Annotated in this window: 14 protein-coding genes; 9 read left to right on the top strand and 5 right to left on the bottom strand. The window is 52.6% G+C overall.

Annotated elements, in window-relative coordinates; all coding sequences use genetic code 11:
- The first annotated feature begins 17 nt into the window (after positions 1-17).
- Genes MKY59_RS25605 through MKY59_RS25595 form a run of 3 tightly spaced genes read left to right on the top strand, consistent with a single transcriptional unit; the run spans position 18 to position 7,374 of the window.
- Entirely contained in the window at positions 18-1,337 is a 1,320-nt protein-coding gene (locus MKY59_RS25605; RefSeq protein WP_339274441.1) for a glycoside hydrolase family 125 protein, read from the top strand.
- A complete protein-coding gene (locus MKY59_RS25600; protein WP_339274440.1) occupies positions 1,334-4,561 on the top strand; it encodes an alpha-amylase family protein in 3,228 nt (1,075 codons plus the stop codon). The genes MKY59_RS25605 and MKY59_RS25600 overlap by 4 nt, the downstream gene beginning before the upstream one ends.
- Complete coding sequence (locus tag MKY59_RS25595; protein WP_339274439.1) at positions 4,558-7,374, top strand: alpha-mannosidase; 2,817 nt, start codon at positions 4,558-4,560, stop codon at positions 7,372-7,374. Before MKY59_RS25600 ends, MKY59_RS25595 begins: the two co-directional genes overlap by 4 nt.
- Positions 7,375-7,504: 130 nt before the next feature.
- On the opposite strand, the gene MKY59_RS25590 is transcribed toward MKY59_RS25595, so the two are convergent.
- The gene (locus tag MKY59_RS25590; protein ID WP_236414622.1) at positions 7,505-7,960 is read right to left on the bottom strand and encodes a DoxX family protein; all 456 of its coding nucleotides are present in this window, start codon (positions 7,958-7,960) and stop codon (positions 7,505-7,507) included.
- An 86-nt stretch (positions 7,961-8,046) separates the two neighbouring features.
- Positions 8,047-8,652 (bottom strand): TetR/AcrR family transcriptional regulator, encoded by a 606-nt coding sequence (locus MKY59_RS25585; RefSeq protein WP_339274437.1) that lies wholly within the window; start codon positions 8,650-8,652, stop codon positions 8,047-8,049.
- Between the two features lie 443 nt (positions 8,653-9,095).
- On the opposite strand from MKY59_RS25585, the gene dnaI reads away from it, so the two are divergent.
- Entirely contained in the window at positions 9,096-10,049 is a 954-nt protein-coding gene (gene dnaI, locus MKY59_RS25580) for a primosomal protein DnaI (protein WP_236414618.1), read from the top strand.
- A gap of 133 nt (positions 10,050-10,182) precedes the next feature.
- Here dnaI and MKY59_RS25575 read toward each other — a convergent pair whose 3' ends face one another.
- Positions 10,183-10,338: a YqzM family protein gene (locus MKY59_RS25575; RefSeq protein ID WP_236414616.1), complete on the bottom strand. Its 156-nt coding sequence runs from the start codon at positions 10,336-10,338 to the stop codon at positions 10,183-10,185.
- Positions 10,339-10,598: 260 nt separating this feature from the next.
- Here MKY59_RS25575 and trxA point away from each other — a divergent pair, with 260 nt between their 5' ends.
- The gene (gene trxA, locus MKY59_RS25570; protein WP_236414614.1) at positions 10,599-10,916 is read left to right on the top strand and encodes a thioredoxin; all 318 of its coding nucleotides are present in this window, start codon (positions 10,599-10,601) and stop codon (positions 10,914-10,916) included.
- A gap of 85 nt (positions 10,917-11,001) precedes the next feature.
- Complete coding sequence (gene uvrC, locus MKY59_RS25565; protein WP_339274435.1) at positions 11,002-13,092, top strand: excinuclease ABC subunit UvrC; 2,091 nt, start codon at positions 11,002-11,004, stop codon at positions 13,090-13,092.
- On the opposite strand, the gene MKY59_RS25560 is transcribed toward uvrC, so the two are convergent.
- Positions 13,061-14,758, bottom strand: a complete 1,698-nt coding sequence (locus MKY59_RS25560; protein ID WP_339274434.1) for a type II CAAX endopeptidase family protein — start codon at positions 14,756-14,758, stop codon at positions 13,061-13,063. The genes uvrC and MKY59_RS25560 overlap by 32 nt on opposite strands.
- Positions 14,759-15,232: 474 nt before the next feature.
- Between MKY59_RS25560 and MKY59_RS25555 the strand changes: the two genes are divergently transcribed.
- Both MKY59_RS25555 and MKY59_RS25550 read left to right on the top strand, forming a co-directional pair.
- On the top strand, positions 15,233-16,564 hold the full coding sequence (locus MKY59_RS25555) for a TrkH family potassium uptake protein (RefSeq protein ID WP_339278476.1): 1,332 nt from the start codon (positions 15,233-15,235) through the stop codon (positions 16,562-16,564).
- A 17-nt stretch (positions 16,565-16,581) separates the two neighbouring features.
- A complete protein-coding gene (locus MKY59_RS25550) occupies positions 16,582-17,253 on the top strand; it encodes a TrkA family potassium uptake protein (protein WP_236414608.1) in 672 nt (223 codons plus the stop codon).
- 37 nt (positions 17,254-17,290) lie between these two features.
- Here the strand turns inward: MKY59_RS25550 and MKY59_RS25545 are convergent, their stop codons facing one another.
- Positions 17,291-18,217, bottom strand: coding sequence for a LysR family transcriptional regulator (locus MKY59_RS25545; protein WP_236414606.1), 927 nt, complete (start codon positions 18,215-18,217; stop codon positions 17,291-17,293).
- Positions 18,218-18,512: 295 nt separating this feature from the next.
- Between MKY59_RS25545 and MKY59_RS25540 the strand changes: the two genes are divergently transcribed.
- Positions 18,513-19,181: a succinate dehydrogenase cytochrome b558 subunit gene (locus MKY59_RS25540; protein WP_236414604.1), complete on the top strand. Its 669-nt coding sequence runs from the start codon at positions 18,513-18,515 to the stop codon at positions 19,179-19,181.
- Positions 19,182-19,192: the final 11 nt, after the last annotated feature.

The raw sequence follows: 19,192 nt of genomic DNA, 5'->3' as shown, positions 1-19,192 counted from the left end.
TTAAAGGAGAAGCGACCATGGAACAATTCAGATTACCCAAAATACCGATGCCTTCGGTTGCCTTGCCGCAATCGGTTCAAGCGGTACTCGCCGAGGCGGACGATAAGCTGGCTCACAGACCGAAGCTGCTCCAGCTGTTCAAAAACTGCTTCCCGAATACGCTGGAAACGACGACTAAACTGATGAACGATGGCACGACCTTTGTCATCACGGGTGATATTCCTGCCTGCTGGCTGCGCGATTCGGTGGAACAAGTGGTCCATTACGTGCCGTTTGCGAAGGAAGACCCGGAGCTGCAGCGAATCATCGGCGGCCTGATCAAACGCCACATCCGGTACGTGCAGATCGACCCGTATGCCAACGCGTTCAACGAATCGGCCAATGACTGGCATTGGAACACGACGGATGAAACGGAAATGTCCCCCTGGGTGTGGGAGCGCAAGTTCGAGATCGACTCGTTATGCTTCGTGATTCGGCTCGCCTATTTGTATTGGAAAGAAACGGAGCTGACCGACATTTTCGATGCCAGCTTCAAAGCAGCCATGCGTGTAATTGTGGACCTGTTCAAAACGGAGCAGCGGCATATGGAGCAGTCTCCATATCGCTTCACGAGGGATAATGGCATTCCGACGGACTCTATCCGCAACAACGGGCAAGGCATGCCGGTCAATTACACGGGCATGATCTGGTCCGGTTTCCGTTCCAGCGATGACGCTTGCGATTTCCACTACAACATTCCAGGCAACATGTTCGCCGTCGTAGCGCTGCGCCAGATGCAGGAATTCGCCGAGTGGGTGTTTCGTGACATGGCTTTGCTGAAAGAGCTGAAACAGCTGGAGCAGGAAGTGCGCCATGGTATCGAGCTGTACGGCATTTACCGCCATCCCGAATTCGGCCCGATCTACGCCTACGAAACCGACGGGTTCGGCAATTATTGCCTGATGGACGACGCCGGCACGCCTGGCCTGCTGTCCATTCCGTACCTCGGCTACGTAACTGCGGATGATCCGGTGTACCAGAATACGCGGCGCTTTGCCCTCAGTAAAGAAAATCCGTTCTATTATGAAGGCAAAGTGGCGAAGGGCCTCGGCAGCCCGCATACGCCGCCGGATTATATTTGGCATATGGGATTGTCCATGCAAGGACTGACGGCCACCTCGGCCGAAGAGAAGCTGGAGATGATTCGATTGCTGGAAGCGACGGATGCGGATACGGGATATATGCATGAAGGCTTCCATGCCGATGATCCGACGGTGTTTACGCGGAAATGGTTTGCCTGGTCCAACAGCTTGTTCTCCCAGCTGGTCTATAAAGCGATGAAGGATGGGTTGTTATGAGCCTGAACGATGTGCAAAAACGTAAATCCGCCTCACCGATCGTCATGTTGTGCGATCCCGGCTTTCCGGTCGAGATCGCTCTGCCTGCGCCGGAAGAGCAAAAGAACTGGCCGGAAACGGAGGGCATTTTGGTCGTCCGTGCGGATGAATTAGCAGCTGCCTTGGAATCGATGAATGGGCAAGGTTGTTTGGTGAATCTGCATGCGCCTTATTTTCCGAAGTCAGCCTGGAAGGCGATCTGCGATTTCCTTCATCAGGGAGGAAGCCTGGTCAGCGTCGGCGGCGCACCATTCAAGCGGCCGGTTCGGCGCGAGCATGATGCATGGGTGGCGGAGTCGGAACAGACGGCATATCATCAGGAGCTTTATATCCATGAAACGCTGCGCGTATCGGGGGACAATGTGGCTAGCTTGCAGCCGTCCACGAGCATACCATTGCTGAAGGGACGACAAGGCTTGTTTCCTGTTGCGCCGACGTGGAATCTGGTTCCGCATACGACAAAATCAAGCGATTTGCCCCACCAGATGGGTTCCGCCGGTCCGATGAGCACCCAGATTTATCCCCTGCTCAAAGGAATCAGCACGGATGGCCGCAGCGTGTCCGCCCCTGTCGTCTTGTGGGAAAATTCCCGCGGTACGTTTGCCGGCTCGCGCTGGCTATTCGTTCATGCACCCTTAACCGATTTATTCTGGCAGCAGGATGGAGTGGAAGAGATCGTAAGGTGGGCGAAGTTTTGCGCCAAAGGTGTGACCGAGCTTTCGCTGAAGCCGAACTATGCTTCGTATGAACCCGGAGAACGGGCGATCCTGACGCTGCAAGGACAAATTTTGCAGCATAGAGCCCGCGGCAGAGTTGGCATGGATACGGCGGAAACATGGATATTTAAACTTGCAGTAGAGCGGGCAGACCCTGAAAATGGTCAGGCTGAACAAGTATGCCATCACCAGTTGGAGCTGGCATTGACGGGGGAACAGCGTTTTGCGCGAATTCCTCTCCCGTTTGAGATTCAAAACGGGCTTTATCGGATCGTGTGCCAGGCTTCGGGACCGGATGGCGAAACACGCATGCTTCGCCAAGGCTTCTGGGGACAGGATGCTGAATTGCTCGCAGCAGGGGAACTGCTGACTCGCGGCCGGGATTACTTCCTGCAGGGCGGTCGCCCGCTTCCCGTAGTGGGCATGACGTACATGGCATCCGACGTGGCCCGAAAGTTCCTGTTCCTGCCCAACGCCGAGGTATGGGACCGGGACATGGCCCAGATGGCCAAAGCGGGCATCAACTGGATTCGCACCGGCATTTGGACCGCTTACCGCAACATGATGCAGGTGGACGGCCACATGTCGGAAGAGGTGCTGCGATCGATCGACGCCTTCCTGCTCACGGCGAAGCGCCACCGGTTGCGCGTGACGTTTACCTTCTTTTCATTTACGCCAGAGACATGGGAAGGGACGAATCCGTATCTGGACCCGCAAAGCGTTGAAGCCCAGAAACGCTTCATTCGCAGCATCGTCAGTCGTTATACCCATGCGACGCATGTAGATTGGGACCTGATCAACGAACCTTCGATGTTCGATCCGGCGCGCATTTTCTCCAGCGGGCCACGCTCATCTAGGGATCTGCACGAACAGCAGGCGTTTGTGCAATGGCTGCGTGAACGTCATGACACGATCGAGGTGTTGCAGGAAGCGTGGAACATGTCTCCGGCGCAGCTGCCGAACTTTGAAGCCGCTCGCATCCCCGAAGCCGAAGAGATCAATTTCGACGTGCAGGACATGCATCAGGCCAAAAAGGGAACCCGCTGGCTGGATTATTGCCTGTTCTCGATGGAGATGCACAACCGTTGGGCGCGGGAACTCGTGCAAACGATCAAGGATCTGGTGCCCGATCACCTCGTGACGGTGGGACAAGATGAAGCGCTGGGCGCACAGCGGCCCTCTCCGTTTTTCTATGAAAGCGAAGTGGACTATACGACCGTGCATTCCTGGTGGCTCAACGACGATCTCGTATGGGATGGCATTTTTGCGAAAACGCCGCATAAACCGAACCTGATCCAGGAAACGGGCATAATGTACGTCGAAACGCCGGACGGCCGGGCCAAACGCACGGAGGAGGAACTGCGCAGCATCCTGGAACGGAAATACGCGTATGCTTTTTCCACAGGCGGCGCGGGGGCCGTGCAATGGATCTGGAACACGAATTTTTACATGGACAATGCCAACGAATCCCATATCGGTGCGCTCAGGGCGGATGGCACAGAGAAGCCGGAGGCGGACGTATCCTATGATTTCGGCCGTTTCATGGGCGGCATTCGCGATCTTTTCCGGGAACGTGAGCTGGAGGATATCGCGGTGGTATTCCCGTATTCCAACGATTTTTCCAATCGCGCGCTTGCCTATGATGCCACGACCAAGCTTACGAGAGTGTTGGCCTATCAACTGAAACAACCGTTCAGGGCCATGTCCGAGTACCATCTGGCGCATTTGGAAGAACAACCGCCGAAGCTGATCATCGTGCCGAGTCCGCACAATATGGACAGCGGTGCTTTGGAACGATTGCTATCGTTCACGGAGAAGGCAGGGGCCACGCTGCTGTTTACCGGGCCGCTCGGCTTGGATGCCTACTGGAAGAAGACGGATCGTGCAGACCTCCTCGTCGGCGAACGTGAGCAGCGTAACGTGCAGCGCGAAGAAATGCTGGATATCGACGGAACCTCTTATGCGCTTGCCTATGGTCGCCGCCGTATTGCCGAAGTGTGCAAAGAGGTCCTCGTGAACGGGAACGGTCATAATCAAACGGATGGAAGCAAAGCAAAGCTAGACTCCATTACAAAGGTGACGTTGGGTCAAGGAAAGCTGATCTGGTGCCCGCTGCCGCTGGAGCTGAACGAACGGGAAGAAGCGCTCGCGGCCACGTATCGGTATGCCATGCATTCGGCGGGGATCGTTTCCGATATGGAATGGCTGACCGGAGGCGAACTTGCCGGGGTGTATGGCCGTAAGCTGACATTTGCGGAAGGAAGCCTGTATGTGTTTGTTTCCGAGTATGGCCGGGATGCCGAAGTTTGCGTGCGGGATGCCCGCACGGGAGCCACGTATTCCTTCGTGCTGGAGAGCAATCGCAGCGTCCTGTTTGCCGTGGATGCATCCGGTCAGTTACAGGAGGTTTACCGTCCTGAAGAAGTCGAAATTACACAACTTGATGCCGAGGTGAGACAGACCACATGACTACATCCAAAAGAGCCCACATCATTTCCCACACGCACTGGGACCGCGAATGGTATTTGCCTTACGAAAAACATCACATGCGCCTCGTGCGCCTGATGGATTCCCTGTTGGATCGGCTGGACGAAGAGCCGGAGTTCCGCAGCTTTTATTTGGACGGGCAGACGATCATCATCGAGGATTATTTGCAGGTACGCCCAGGACAGAGAGAGCGGCTGGAGCACCATATCCGCAGCGGCCGGATCATCATCGGACCATGGTATATTTTGCAGGATGCCTTTTTGACGAGCGGCGAAGCCCATGTGCGCAATATGCAGACCGGGCATCGTGATGCGAGACGTTACGGGATGCCGGCCAAAATCGGGTATTTCCCCGACACGTTCGGACTGGTCGGCCAGACGCCGCAGCTGATGCGGCAATCCGGCATCGACAACGTTTTTTTCGGGCGAGGCGTCAAACCGACGGGCTTCAACAATACCGTGTCCGACGAAGGGTATGAGTCCAGCTATTCGGAGTTGACGTGGGAGGGTCCGGACGGCTCGCAGGTGCTCGGCATCCTGTTTGCCAACTGGTATTCCAACGGCAACGAGATTCCGGCAGACGAAGCATCGGCCTGCTCGTATTGGCATACCAAGCTTGCCGATGCGGTGAAGTATGCGTCCACCGACGAGCTGTTATACATGAACGGCTGTGACCATCAACCGATCCAGCTGGATTTGCCCGAAGCACTGCGTGTAGCCCGCAAGCTGCACCCTGACGTTGAATTCGTGCATTCCAGCCTGGAGGATTATTTGGATGCGCTGAAGGCATCCTCGACCCGCGAGCTGTCCGTCGTCAAAGGCGAGCTGCGCAGCCAGCGCACCGACGGCTGGGGAACGCTCGTAAACACCGCTTCCGCACGCGTGTATTTGAAGCAAATGAACCAAAAGGGGCAGGCATTGTTGGAAAAGGTAGCCGAGCCGCTGGCATCCATTGCTTACACGTTGGGCCATGCTTACCCGCATGATCAGTTGGACTATGCCTGGAAAATGCTGATGCAGAACCATCCGCACGACAGCATTTGCGGCTGCAGCGTGGACGAAGTGCATCGCGAGATGGTCACGCGTTTTGACAAGAGCCGCCATGCGGCGGAAGCGCTGATTGAAGACAGCTCAAGGGCTATTGCGGAAGCCGTAGACACCCGCCGGTTCGGCGAATACGGAAACGATGCTCGTCCACTGGTCGTGTTCAACACGTCGGGGTGGGTGCGCAGCGGTGTCGTGCAGATGGAAATGGACGCAGCCCGGCTTTATTTCAGGGATGGGCTTGGTCTGGAAGAAAATGCAACCCGCATGAAATCCATTGATCTATCCCGATATCTATTGGTAGATGATCAGGGAGGCCAAGTAGACTGCACGCTGGAGGATATGGGGCTGCAATTCGGGTATGACCTGCCCGATGACCGGTTCCGCCAGCCGTACAGCAGCCGGCGCGTCAAATTGACGTTCGAAGCCGGGCAGGTTCCCGCCTTGGGATGGAAAACGTATGCTTTGGTGAAAGCCGACCGTGCAGAACGAGATGAGCGTGGCAGGGCAACGGCAGACCGAAGCCTGAATGGCGAATCCAGCTTGCTGCGCCATGACCGTGGGATGGAAAACGACAAATTCATCGTACGCATTGCGGACAACGGTTCATTTTCGATTCAGGATAAACGCACCGGCCAAGTCTACAACGATCAGGGCATTTTCGAAAATACCGGGGATATCGGCAACGAGTACATGTTCCGCCAGCCGGATGGAGAAGCTCCGCTGACGACTCGGGATCTGCGTGCAGATATTCATGTCGTGGAAGACACCCCTTATCGGGCCGCTTATGAGATCGTTCATCAATGGAGCATACCGGAATCTGCCGATGCCAAATTGGATGAGGAACAGCGAGAATTGGTCTATTACCCTAATCGGAAAGCCAATCGCTCCAACAAGACCACAGTTCTTACGATCCGTACCCGCGTATCGCTTGAACGGAATGGCGAAGGCGTTGAAATGGCGGTCAAGTTGGACAATCATGCTCGCGATCATCGGGTTCGCGTGCTTTTCCCGACCGATCTTGAGGCTGACGTGCACCGCGTCGATTCGATTTTCGAAATCGCAACGCGTGACAACATACCGGCTTCCGAATGGCAAAACCCGAGCAATACCCAGCACCAGCAATGTTTTGTCGATGTTGGTGGAGAACAGGCCGGACTTACCGTTGCGAACCTTGGGTTGAACGAGTATGAAGTGCTGCGGGATGAACGCAATACGATTGCCGTGACGTTGCTGCGTGCCGTAGGCGAGCTCGGCGACTGGGGATACTTTCCGACACCGGAGGCGCAGTGCCAAGGAGAGCATGAATTTCATTTATGCTTGATCCCTCATGACGGGAATGGAGCGACAAACGGTGCGTATAGAACAGCATACCAATTCCAGATTCCGTGGACGGCGGCACAAACCGGGGTTCATCCGGGCACGCTTGCATCTTGCCACGCTCCGTTTGATTGGCATGGAGAAGGGGTTGCTTTTTCTTCATTGAAAGTGAACGAAGAGACGGGTGACCTGATGCTGCGATGGTACAACATGACGGGTGAAGGCACGGAATTGAAGGTGACGCTCCCTAAGGAGGATGCCCAACCCCGAGCAGCACTGTACAAAAGCAACATATTGGAGATCCCGGGCGAGTCAGTGGCTCCAATCGGAGCGCATGCACCGGAGAAGAAGGAAGGCACATCCATGTTAAGAGAAAGCTGGTTGGTACCAGCGGGGCCTTGCGAAATCATAACGATCGGGATCCGGCGATAAAAAACGAAGGAAGCATGGTTATGGTTTCCCGAAACCATGCGCATTAAACATCATGGCGGGCCGCCGAATCCTGGCGGCTCGCCTCTTCCTCTTCACCTGCAAGAATGCTTCTAAAGAGCGTACTGCGCTGTTAAGCGCCTTCCAGGAACAGGGGGGAAGCTAATATAACAGCCGCGATGAAGATCAATTGGAGCATTAAACGGGGCCAGAACGGCCATACGGGCTTTCCGTGTATGGACATTTTTTTTCGAGCCGCATATGCATTTGCCGGGAACATCAACAGGAGCATTAAGAGCAAACCGCTGGAAGCCAGCCAGGCGGTGCCGGGAATAAGAATGCCGATGGCGCCCGCAATCTCAAGGACTCCCGTCCAAGTCACGATGCCTTCCTTATATGGCAAACCCGGAGGCACCATAAGTACCAAGTCGGGTCTTCGTTTCCCCCAATGCGCAGAAGCGGTCAGCAGAAACATGCAGGCAACGCCTCCTTGGAGGGCAGGATGCCAATGATCCAGCATAGGTACTCCGATCCAACCAAGTCCGCGAAGCAGCAAAAAAGTGGTACAGAGGGTCAATAAGGGTGCCATGTAATTTCCTCCTTATCGTTGTTTATCTTCAATAATGACGCGCATGGTTTGAATAATATCAGCCGAAAAAAACGATCGCTTTCCGATTAATCCTGCTGCGTCAGCATGCGGGCTATAAATTGGGATACTTCGTTAGAGCCCAAGCTTGATGTGTCTTTCGAACCATACGAGCTTTTTATTCGCATTCCCAAGGAGAGCAGCACGAACAATTCTGCCATCTGTTCCGCATGAACCGATTTAGAGATGACACCATGCTCTTGCCCAAGCTCGATCCATTGCCTTGAATAACTGACCGATTTCTCGTGAAATTGCTGTAGTGCTTCAGAAACCAGAGGGGCATCCTCTTCTTTCCCGAATAAATACAATAAAATTTTGTTGGTGATATTTTCCTTTTCTTCGAGTCCTGTTAGATTCAAACGGATGATATCCATCGGTTCTTGGAATGTTTTTACTTTGGCGTGATGGACGGTGGCGAGGAAGGAAGCGTGTATCTTTTCCAAATGTTCGTTCAGAATCCAGACGAAGATTTCGTCCTTGCTTTTCACATAGTGGAAGATGGCGCCTTTGGAAAGTCCCGATTTTTCCATAATTTCTTTTAAAGTGATGGCATGGCATCCCTTATCCTGCAGCAATTCCTTTGTGGATCCCAGAAGCTGGGCGATGGTCTGTTTTCTGCGGTCTTCATTTTTCAAAGAGTTTCTCCTCCTTAGGTTTCTGTGCGGGTCGTTCAAAAGTAATAATAAACCGACTAGCGGTTTGTCTTATAGTTGCAAAGCTCTTTATATTTTTGATGATTATGTTTATTTTACAAACAGACCGTTGGTTTGTAAATAGAGTAAACACTTTTATTTCGCATAGTCTGACCTAATCAACAACCGAGAAACTCTACATGAGAAGGCATTTTCGCTATTCTACACGTTGAATCGAATGAATAACTGGCAAAAAATTGACGAACGAAGCGGTTGAGTTGTTCCCCGAACTTATTATAGAATGAAGGTTAGGATTTCATTCAATCGAATGCTGCCTTCCGATGTGCCGATCCATGCGCTCGTCGAGGTTTCAATGCGGATGGTCTCAAGGGCAGGCAACATTAATCGTGAATTCCAACAATGCATATACAAGGGGGCTTGAAGCCATGGAATCCTTGGGAGGACTGCTTCAGCAGCTGAACCCTTCCTTTCGCGAGCAGTCCCGGCGGATCGCGGAGCAGTTGATTCAGGACCCGTACGTGCGGGAATTCCGCGCAAAGCATCCCGAATTGCAGGACGCGCACCTGATCACCGACCTGAGCAAACTGTACCAATTTGCGAGGGATTCGAAAAACTGCGCGAATTGCCCGGGATTGGACAACTGTCCGAACGATTTTCAGGGGCACTTTTGCAAGCTGGAAGTAGAGAATTTTAACGGCAAACCCGAAATCATAGATAAAAAGGCGCCTTGCGCCAAACATCTGGCCTGGCAAAACGAACAGAGTATCCGCAAACGGATCCGCAGTTTCTATGTGGACGAGCGTGCGTTGAATGCAGGATACAACGACGTGGAAATCATGGGCAGGGATCGGATGCGTGCGCCTGCGGTCAACCAGGTACTGCGTTATGTCAATGAGGCAAAGGTTAACGGGCTTTCAACGCGAGGTTTATACCTGGAGGGTTCCTTCGGAACGGGGAAAACGTTCTTGATGTGTTACTTGCTGCATGAACTGGCCATCGCGGGTTATACCGGGGTCATCATTTATATGCCGGATTTCGTGGAAGACCTCAAATCCATGATCACCGAGGGCCAGAAGTTGAAGGAAACGACGGAAATCCTCAAAAATTGCGATGTGCTCATCTTTGACGATATCGGCGCGGAAAACCTGAATCCTTGGGTACGGGATCACGTAATGGGATCGATCTTGAACTACCGCATGAACCGCAAGCCTACCTTTTATACGTCCAATTACAACTTGGATGGTCTGGAAAAGCATCTGAGTTTTACGAGCAGGGAAGGCGAGGATACGAACAAGGGGCAGCGATTGATGGACCGTATTCGCCCGTTTGTGGATGTCGTGGCCGTTCGCGGTGAAAACCAACGAGGCAAGCAAGACTAACCTTTAAGGTGGGAATCGGTGCCGATGTGCTTATTGGGGACACAGGACCCCGAATACAGCGATAAGCCCAAAAAGCCTGGTCTTCGCATGCTGCGAAAACCGGGCTTTTTGGGTCCCTGCGTGCAGACGGCTCTTATTCGGTCAAAAACTTAAAGATCACCATACCGAAAAAGATGACGGTCATCAGGCCAAACATGCCTGTTACGCCCGCAACCAGATCAAACAGGTCGTTGCGGGGCTCCTCATTGACATGTTCGCGCGGGTCGCTGATTCTCACATTGGTGTCCATGTTATTGCCTCCTTTGGGATGAGCAGCCTGCCGCGATGGTGGCTGAGCCCGAAGTGCTTTTAGTATACTTGGAAAAGAAAGCGTTTGTAAAGATTTAGCATTTGGTCCATTAAAGGTGGAAAATGAAGATTTGATGTTCGCGAGATGAACATTTCCAAGTTGGTTTCACAACATTAACGCTCCTGTGTTATAATGGCAGTGTCGTTCACGACGTTACAGGTTATATTAACCGTAAAGCATATATAAGGAGGACAAATATCATGGCTATTGTTAACGTATCCGATCAATCCTTTAACGCCGAAGTCGAAGGCGAAGGAACGGTTCTTGTTGATTTTTGGGCGCCTTGGTGCGGTCCTTGCAAAATGCTCGCTCCAATCCTGGAGGATCTGGCTTCCGAAGTTGGCGATTCCGTCAAAATCGCGAAAGTCAATGTGGATGAAAACCCGGAATCTGCTTCCCGCTTTGGCGTAATGAGCATTCCTACCTTGATCTTCTTCAAAGACGGTCAACCTGTGGATAAAGTGGTTGGTCTGAACTCCAAAGAAGCTCTCAAAGGGATCATTGAAAAACATCAATAATTCATGGGTTACACACATACGCCTCCGGTTATGCGCCGGGGGCGTTTTGCGTCACAATTCATCGGGAGGGAGGACCCGCTGAAGCATGGAACAATTTATCAATACGGTACAAGCACAAGAAGAAGCACTGGAACGGATTCGCCACAAGCTGGCTTTGCTGCCGGATCTGCCAGGCTGTTATTTAATGAAAAATGGCGAAGGAACCATCATCTACGTCGGTAAGGCAAAAGTGTTGAAAAACCGTGTCCGCTCCTATTTTATCGGCAGCCACAACGGGAAAACACAGCGGCTCGTTTCCGAAATCCGCGATTTCGAATATATTGTGACCGGCAGCAACATGGAGGCGCTCATTTTGGAGTGCAACCTGATCAAAAAACATATGCCGCGTTTCAACGTATTGCTCAAGGACGACAAGACGTTTCCTTACCTCAAAATTACGAATGAACAGCATCCGCGTTTGGAGGTCACCCGGCGGGTGCTTAAAGATAAAGCAAAGTATTTTGGCCCATACCCTAACTCATATGCAGCCCATCAAACGAAGAAACTGCTGGACCGGATGTATCCTTTGCGCAAATGCGGCGTGATGCCGAAGGAAGTCTGCCTGTATTATCATATGGGCCAATGTCTGGCGCCTTGCGTGCAGGAAGTGCCGAAGGAGCAGTATGAGCAGATCTCCCAGGAAATGGCGTCCTTTCTGGGCGGCGGGCATGAGGAAATCAAAAAAGACCTGCAGCGCAAAATGCAGGAGGCGGCAGAAGACCTTTACTTCGAACGGGCCAAGGAACTGCGCGACCAGATCATTGCCATCGACGCCATTATGGAAAAGCAAAAAATCACGATGGCTGATGCCAGGGACCGGGACGTATTCGGTTTCGCGATCGACAAAGGCTGGATGTGCGTTCAAATTTTGTATGTCCGCCAAGGCAAAATGATCGAACGCCATGTGTCGACGTTCCCGTTTTATGGGGATGCGTACAGCGACTTCATGACTTACGTGACGCAGTACTACAGCGACAACCCTGCATTGCCTCAAGAAATCCTTTTGCCGGAGATGCCGCAGGAATTGCTCGAACTGAACGATGTAGAGGCCGGGGAAACGGATAGCGACACGGCGGCTGCGGTAACGGCCGAAACGGTCGAAACGGAAACGTCTTTCCGTGAATCGGATGCCGGGCAAGAGCTGCTGGTGGCCGAATCCAGAGAAGATTATGCGCCGTCCGGCGATCTCGGGGAAACGGGCGAACCTTCGATGCATCCGCAGGATGAGTCTGCCGCATCGGTAATGGAGCCGGCCGACCAGCCGTTGTCGGGATTGGAAGAGCCGGCACAGGCTGCCGCGGCATTGCAGGAATGGCTGGACATCAAGGTTTATGTGCCGCAGCGCGGACTGAAACGGCAAATGATCAAAATGGCCGTCGACAATGCCAAGGTTGCGCTTGAAGAGAAATTCAGGCTGATCGAACGCAACGAGGAACGGACATCCAAAGCGTCGGAAGGTTTGGGACGTTGGATCGGTCTGGACCAGCTGCGCCGGATCGAGGCGTTCGACAACTCCAACATTCAGGGAACGAACCCGGTTTCGGCCATGATCGTGTTTACCGACGGCAAACCGGACAAAAAGGAATACCGCAAGTACAAAATACGTTCGGTCGAAGGACCGGATGATTACGAAACGATGAGAGAGGTTATCCGGCGGCGTTATGAACGCGTGCTGAAGGAAAACCTGACCATGCCGGACCTGATCGTGGTGGATGGCGGCAAAGGGCAAATTTCGGCAGCCGTGGACGTGCTGGAAAATGAACTCGGGCTGTACATTCCCGTATGCGGCCTGGTCAAGGATGCCAAGCACAAAACGTCGCAGCTCATGATCGGCAATCCGCCGGAAGTCGTGGCTTTGCCGCGCGACAGCCAGGAATTTTACTTGTTGCAGCGCATCCAGGAGGAGGTTCACCGCTTCGCCATTTCGTTTCACCGCGAGCAGCGCGGCAAATCGATGGTTACCTCCAAGCTCGATTCGATTCCGGGTATTGGAGAGAAGCGGCGCAAGCTGCTGCTGAAGCATTTCGGGTCTTTGCGCAAAATCAAAGAGGCCAGCGTCGAAGACTTCCGGCCTCTCTCGATCGGCGACAAGCTCGCCAAACAAATTATTGCAGCGCTTCGTGATGAGGAGTCGTAACATACGGCTTCTCTTTTTTGCGTGGATTGAAACGATAGATCACGTAACCCACGATGGCTGGAAGCACGATCCAGAATATCCCGGCAGAAACGTTCAGTACGTCTCCCATGAATATCAGGCTAAGACCCATCAACAAGCTGTCGAAAATGACGTGGCTGAATACGACCGCGATAAAACCGTGCCGCAGCATGATCAGACTGAACAACAAACCGATGACCGTCAGTTCGATCGGACGCGTAATGACGGGATAAATCGGATACAGGGTGTGTCCGAGCGCCCATATCAGCGTAGGGATCAAGCAGGCGATAAACGTATTGCGCACGATTTTTTGCATCATGCGTATGCCGAACAGGCGATATACCGCTTCTTCGCCGATCCCTGCCATCCATGCCATGATCGGGAAAACCCATGCGTATGTCATATTATACGTGGATTGGTCTGCCGAGGTGGTTGACCAGGTCCCGATGCTGTTTTCCAGAACGAGAAACAAAATGGACTGCACGCCGAGCAGAATGAAGGCCCACAAATAACCGACAACCATGCTGTCCAGCACGTATTTTCCGTAACCGGGTTCTTTGGCACGAGGCCAAGGATTATAACCGATTTTGCGCCACATGCCGTCGCCGGCCACGAGAGACAAGTAGATCGTTGCGCTCATGACCAGATTGACGCCCAGTTGAATGACCATTAGAAACACAAGCATAAAGCTGGACAATCCTTGGGCTTCGAAAAGCGGCATCATATTCAGCGTGCCGATGACGGAAGCGGCGAAGTGCACCAGTGCCAGCACAAAGCCCCGTTTGAACGACGTATGGGACCGGGTCAGGATGCTGTAAATGATGGCGAGCACGCCAAGGACAAACGTTAGAAATCCATAGCCGGCGTACGTCATCCAGTTGGCCTGACGAGTCTGTTGGTTTACATATGCATTGTGCGCGTCAGGTACGGAGAAGACGGCGTCAAACGAACGGACTTCTTCATTTTGGAAGGTAAAGCGGAGTTCAAGCCGGGAATCGCCAATTTGTTTCGTGGGATCGGAGTATACAAGCCCCCCGTCGTTTTCTCCGGTTTCCAGTTCCAATTGCGAAGCATCGTATCCGAACTCTTTTACAATGCCTGCAACGCTTTGCACTTTTTGCTCCAACGTCATATTGTCTTCAGCCAGCCGCAAGGCGGAGTTGGTTTTGCTCTTGTCCGGTTCCGCTTCGATGGATGCGTATAATGAAGAAGGAAGCTCGTGTTTGAAAGCTACAACTTTACCTGTTCTCATATGTACGTCAACATGCAGATAACCGCCTTTGACCTCATCGGGCAGTCGGACCCGAAACACGTCATAAGGGTATTGTTCTTCCCATTTCCGGTTGTAATCGTTCAGCTGTTTGGTTTTGGCCATATACCCGTACACATCGGAATGGGTATGGTACGTGACCAGCGCATCGTCCTCGTCGACAGGAAGAGAATAGTCTGGCAGGGACGCCGCGAAGGATCGGGCAGATTGCACCGCCTGTGCCTTGGTAATAATAGGTGCAGACTGGATATCCGTCGTTTGTGTTGAGGTGGATGGGAAAATCTGCAGCACCGCAAATAAAATCAGACCGATCGCCGCAAGCAACCCCAAGCGCTTGAAATTGGCCTTAACCCGCAGAGGCTGCCCTAAGGGATTCATTGAATATGTTTCCTCCTTTAACCATGTGTTATAACAGTAAAGATATCATAGGGTGGATATGGAGCGCCAATCCCGGAACGAGAACGGGTGCAAATCCCTGAAAATGAATGAAAACGATCGAAACAGTTGGTTTCATTCATCCACATATCAGAGTTTTTCCCAATTCGGCGAAATTCGATGCTATTTCCGGGAAAAGCCGTTTTGTTTGCAAGAAGCGGAACGCTTATAATTTTTGATGCCAATGCGTATAAATCGCATGCTTCGGCCAAACAAGGGAACGAATAAAAATAACCCGCCAAGCACTATATGCGGCGTTACGGGAAATGATACAGAAACACGATATATTCATCATGAGCCGAATAGACGCCTGTTAGCGCATCCACCATGGGTATGCCTTGCGTGACTTCGGACAGGACTCCATCAGATGGAGTCATTTTCATTTCGGCAAAGGGGGTCGATAACCAAGTGAAACCGATGTTTCGATCGCTGCTGCAATCTCCGCCGCGTATTCTCGTTTTGGGTTTTGCGGGCATTATCTTGCTCGGCACGTTCATTCTGATGCTACCGCTATCCGGCAGAAACGGGGAGAGCCTGCCGTTTATCGATGCGCTGTTCACGGCAACCTCCGCAGTATGTGTCACAGGACTGGTCGTCGTGGATACAGGCACGCATTTCTCGGTGTTCGGCCAGGTAATCATTGCCGTGCTGATCCAGATCGGCGGGCTGGGATTCATGACGATGTCAACGCTTGTGGCCATTGCCTTCAAACGGCGAATCTCGCTGCGCGAGCGGTTGATCCTGCAGGAGGCGATGAACCAGAGCACGATGGAAGGCATCGTGCGGTTAATTCGCAAAGTCGTGGCATACTCCCTTATTCTCGAAGCAGCTTGCGGGACCCTTTTCGCCATACGTTGGGCGTTCGACATGCCGCTGGGAAAAGCGGCATATTACGGCTACTGGCATGCAATTTCGATGTTCAACAATGCAGGGTTCGACTTATTCGGGGATTTCCGCAGCCTGACGGGGTATGTGTATGATCCAATGGTGAATTTTACGGCGATGTTCCTGATCGTGTCCGGCGGCATCGGGTTCGTCGTGTTGTCCGATCTGGCGGAATATCGCAAAACGCGCAAGCTTTCGCTTCATACCAAAGTGGTGCTCATGATGACCGGGCTGCTGATCGTGTTCGGCGCGCTTGTCATTTTTATATTTGAATTCAACAATCCACGCACGCTTGGCGGACTGAACTGGGGCGGCAAAATATTGGGATCGTTCTTTCAATCGGTTACCCCGCGTACGGCAGGGGCCAACACGGTGGATATTGCCGGCCTCAGGCAGGCCACGCAATTTTTTATCATTATATTGATGTTTATCGGGGCTTCCCCCGGCTCGACGGGTGGGGGCATTAAAACAACCACGTTTCTCATCATGGCCGGGGCCGTCATCGCGATGATGCGCGGGCGGGAAGATATCGTGTTTTTTCGCTACCGGCTGGTGCAGGAACGGATTTTCAAAGCGCTGACGATCACGCTGCTGGCCTTGCTGCTTATCATCGGCGTGACGATGGTGCTCAGTACGACGGAGGACAGCAGCTTCCTGGTGATCCTGTTCGAAACCACTTCCGCATTCAGCACGGTAGGTCTGTCCATGGGGCTTACGTTGAAGCTGACGACCTTTGGCAAAGTGATGATCTGTCTGACAATGTTTGTGGGAAGATTGGGTCCGGTCACGCTGGCATATGCGCTTACGCAGAAAAAGGGTAAGGAACTGTACAGGTATCCTGAGGGCAAAATGATTATTGGATAAGGGGTTCGTGAAAAACGATGAGAACACAGCAGTTTGCGGTCATCGGGCTCGGGCGTTTCGGCTCAAGCCTGGCGCAGGAATTAATGGAGCTTGGTTATGAGGTGCTGGGCATCGATAAGAACGAAGAGGTTGTGGAGGATATGAGCGAATTGGTCACGCATGCCGTCGTTGCGGATGCCACGGACGAGGAAGTGCTTCGTTCCCTCGGCATCCGCAATTTCGACTGCGGCATCGTGGCGATCGGTGACGATATTCAAACGAGCATTCTCACGGCGATTCTGTTGAAGGAACTTGGCGTGAAAACCGTTGTGGCCAAGGCCATTTCCGTGCTGCACGGACGCGCCCTGGACAAACTGGGCATCGATCGCGTGGTCTATCCCGAGCGTGACATGGGCATTCGTGTGGCACACCAGCTCGTGACTCCGAACCTGATGGATTACATTGAACTTTCCAATAATTACAGCATCGTGGAGATGAAGGTTCCAGCCTGCATGCACAATACGACCTTGTCCACCCTGAATGCGCGCGTCCGCTTCAATATCAGCATCGTGGCGCTGCAGAAGGAAGCCGGGGTCATCATTGCTCCGACTGCGCTGGACACGCTGCAATTGGGAGACATTATGGTCATCATCGGCAATAATGACGACATTGAACGGTTCGAAGAACAGGTCGTCAGTCAGGAAGGCTGATGTATTGCTTCTTAGGCGATCTACATCGCCGTGTATTTTACGTAGGCGTCGTTGTCCTCCTGGAGGATAACGGCGCTTTCGTCGTAAATAAAGCGGCCGTCTCCTTGACCCATTGCCTGGCCGTTTCGCTCAGGAATTCCTTTCCGCCGTAGATCATGCTTGTGGTGCGGCGGGTTTGCTGAAGCTGGGGCAAATAAACGGATACCAGGTCATTGTCGGCCAGCAGTTGGGGGCGAAGATACGATTTGGGCAGCAGTGCCGCCGCTTTTCCCGTAGGAAGGAGCCGAATGATGGCTTCGAACGAGTCGATCTCCATGCGTATGTCAGGCATGACCCCGCAGCGCTGAAACAGGTCATCGGTGAGTTTGCGGTACCAAGTGCCTTTGGAAAAAATGATCATCGGCAAATCCTGCAGGTGCTCCATGCCTGCCTCCTGTCCGGCGAGCGAATGCGTTCGCGGAACAACCAGCTCAAGATGGTCATCGAACAGCGGAATGCAGTTCAGACCCGCTTCATTGATGGAAGATGCAACGATGCCGACATCGGCCTTCCTTTCCCGGACAAAGGAGACGATCTCATGGGTTTTGCCTGTCAGCAGCTTGATTTCCGCATTGGGGTGTTTCTCCATGAAGGCGTTTACGAGCGGCGGAAGCGTCGTTTGGAGCGTCGTGAGACTGGCTCCCAGCGTGATTGAGCTCTGTTCTTCTTCTTTATATTGTGCCAGCATGGTCAAAAATTTGTGCTGCTGCTGCTGCTGCTCCACGGCAAAGGTGTAAGCGAGCTGCCCCACGCTGGTCAGCTCCAGACGTTTGCCGCGGCGATGGAAGAGAGTGACCCCGAGCTCGTCTTCCAGTTTGGCAATTTTGCGCGAGAGAGCAGGTTGAGACAGATTCAACAGTTTGGAGGCGCGGTTCAAGCTGGATTGCTCCACAACTGCGGCAAATGCGTTTAATTCCTCGAACATGTCGGCAGACCCCATTTCCAGTGAGAGTGATGATTGTCATAGATGGTGGCGTTCCTTTAAGGTAAGAAAAGATGCATCAGTGTTTATCCCTTATGCATATAGGGTATATCTTTTAATAATTATATTGCAATTCCCTTATAAGAAAAAAAAGAGTAACATGAATTGTGACACAAGTTGTTCACACCTGAATAAAACAGAACAATTTGTTTGAATCCCCCCATTGGGGAGATCAACTCATCGGATGTGTGAACGAATTTATGAAAACGTTGTTATTTCGAAAGGGGAACGACATTTTATGAAAGGGTTTTACTCCAGAAAGCTGCACTCCCTGCTTGGCGTCATCCCGCTCAGTTTGTTTTTCATTGAGCATCTGGTGACAAACTTCTCTGCGGTAGAGGGCGGCAAAGAAGGCTTCAACGGCGCTGTTGCTTTTCTGAACAGCCTGCCGCTCGTGATCGTACTTGAAACGCTCTTGATCTGGTTGCCGCTATTCTATCACGGCGTGTATGGACTGTATATAGCCTATCAGGCGAAGCCCAACGTTGGCCGCTTTGGCAATGAGCGCAACTGGCGTTATACGCTTCAGCGGGTCAGCGGCGTCATTACCTTTGTATTCGTCATCTGGCACGTTTGGGAGACGCGGGTACAGGTTGCGCTCGGCAAGGTCACGCATGAGGAACTTGGAGGCATCATCCATGATGTCGTAACGAATCCCGTGACGTTCATTTTATACTTGATCAGCGTGATCGCGGCTTCCTACCACTTCGCGAACGGTCTGTGGTCGTTCCTCGTCAGTTGGGGCATTACCGTCGGGCCGCGTGCTCAACGCGTATCCTCCTACATTTGCATGAGCTTGTTCGGCATCGTGTCGATCATGTTCATCGCATCGCTGATCGCGTTCCGTAACGTGGATTTCCAAACGACCACTTCAATGATCGAAGCAGTCAAATCGGTTTTCATCTAAGCATTGGGCTC

Origin of the sequence: Paenibacillus sp. FSL W8-0426, from assembly GCF_037969725.1 — a bacterium.
Lineage (GTDB): Bacteria > Bacillota > Bacilli > Paenibacillales > Paenibacillaceae > Paenibacillus > Paenibacillus hubeiensis.
The sequence above is the reverse complement of the archived record's forward strand: the minus strand, read 5'-3'. Positions and strand labels throughout refer to the sequence as shown.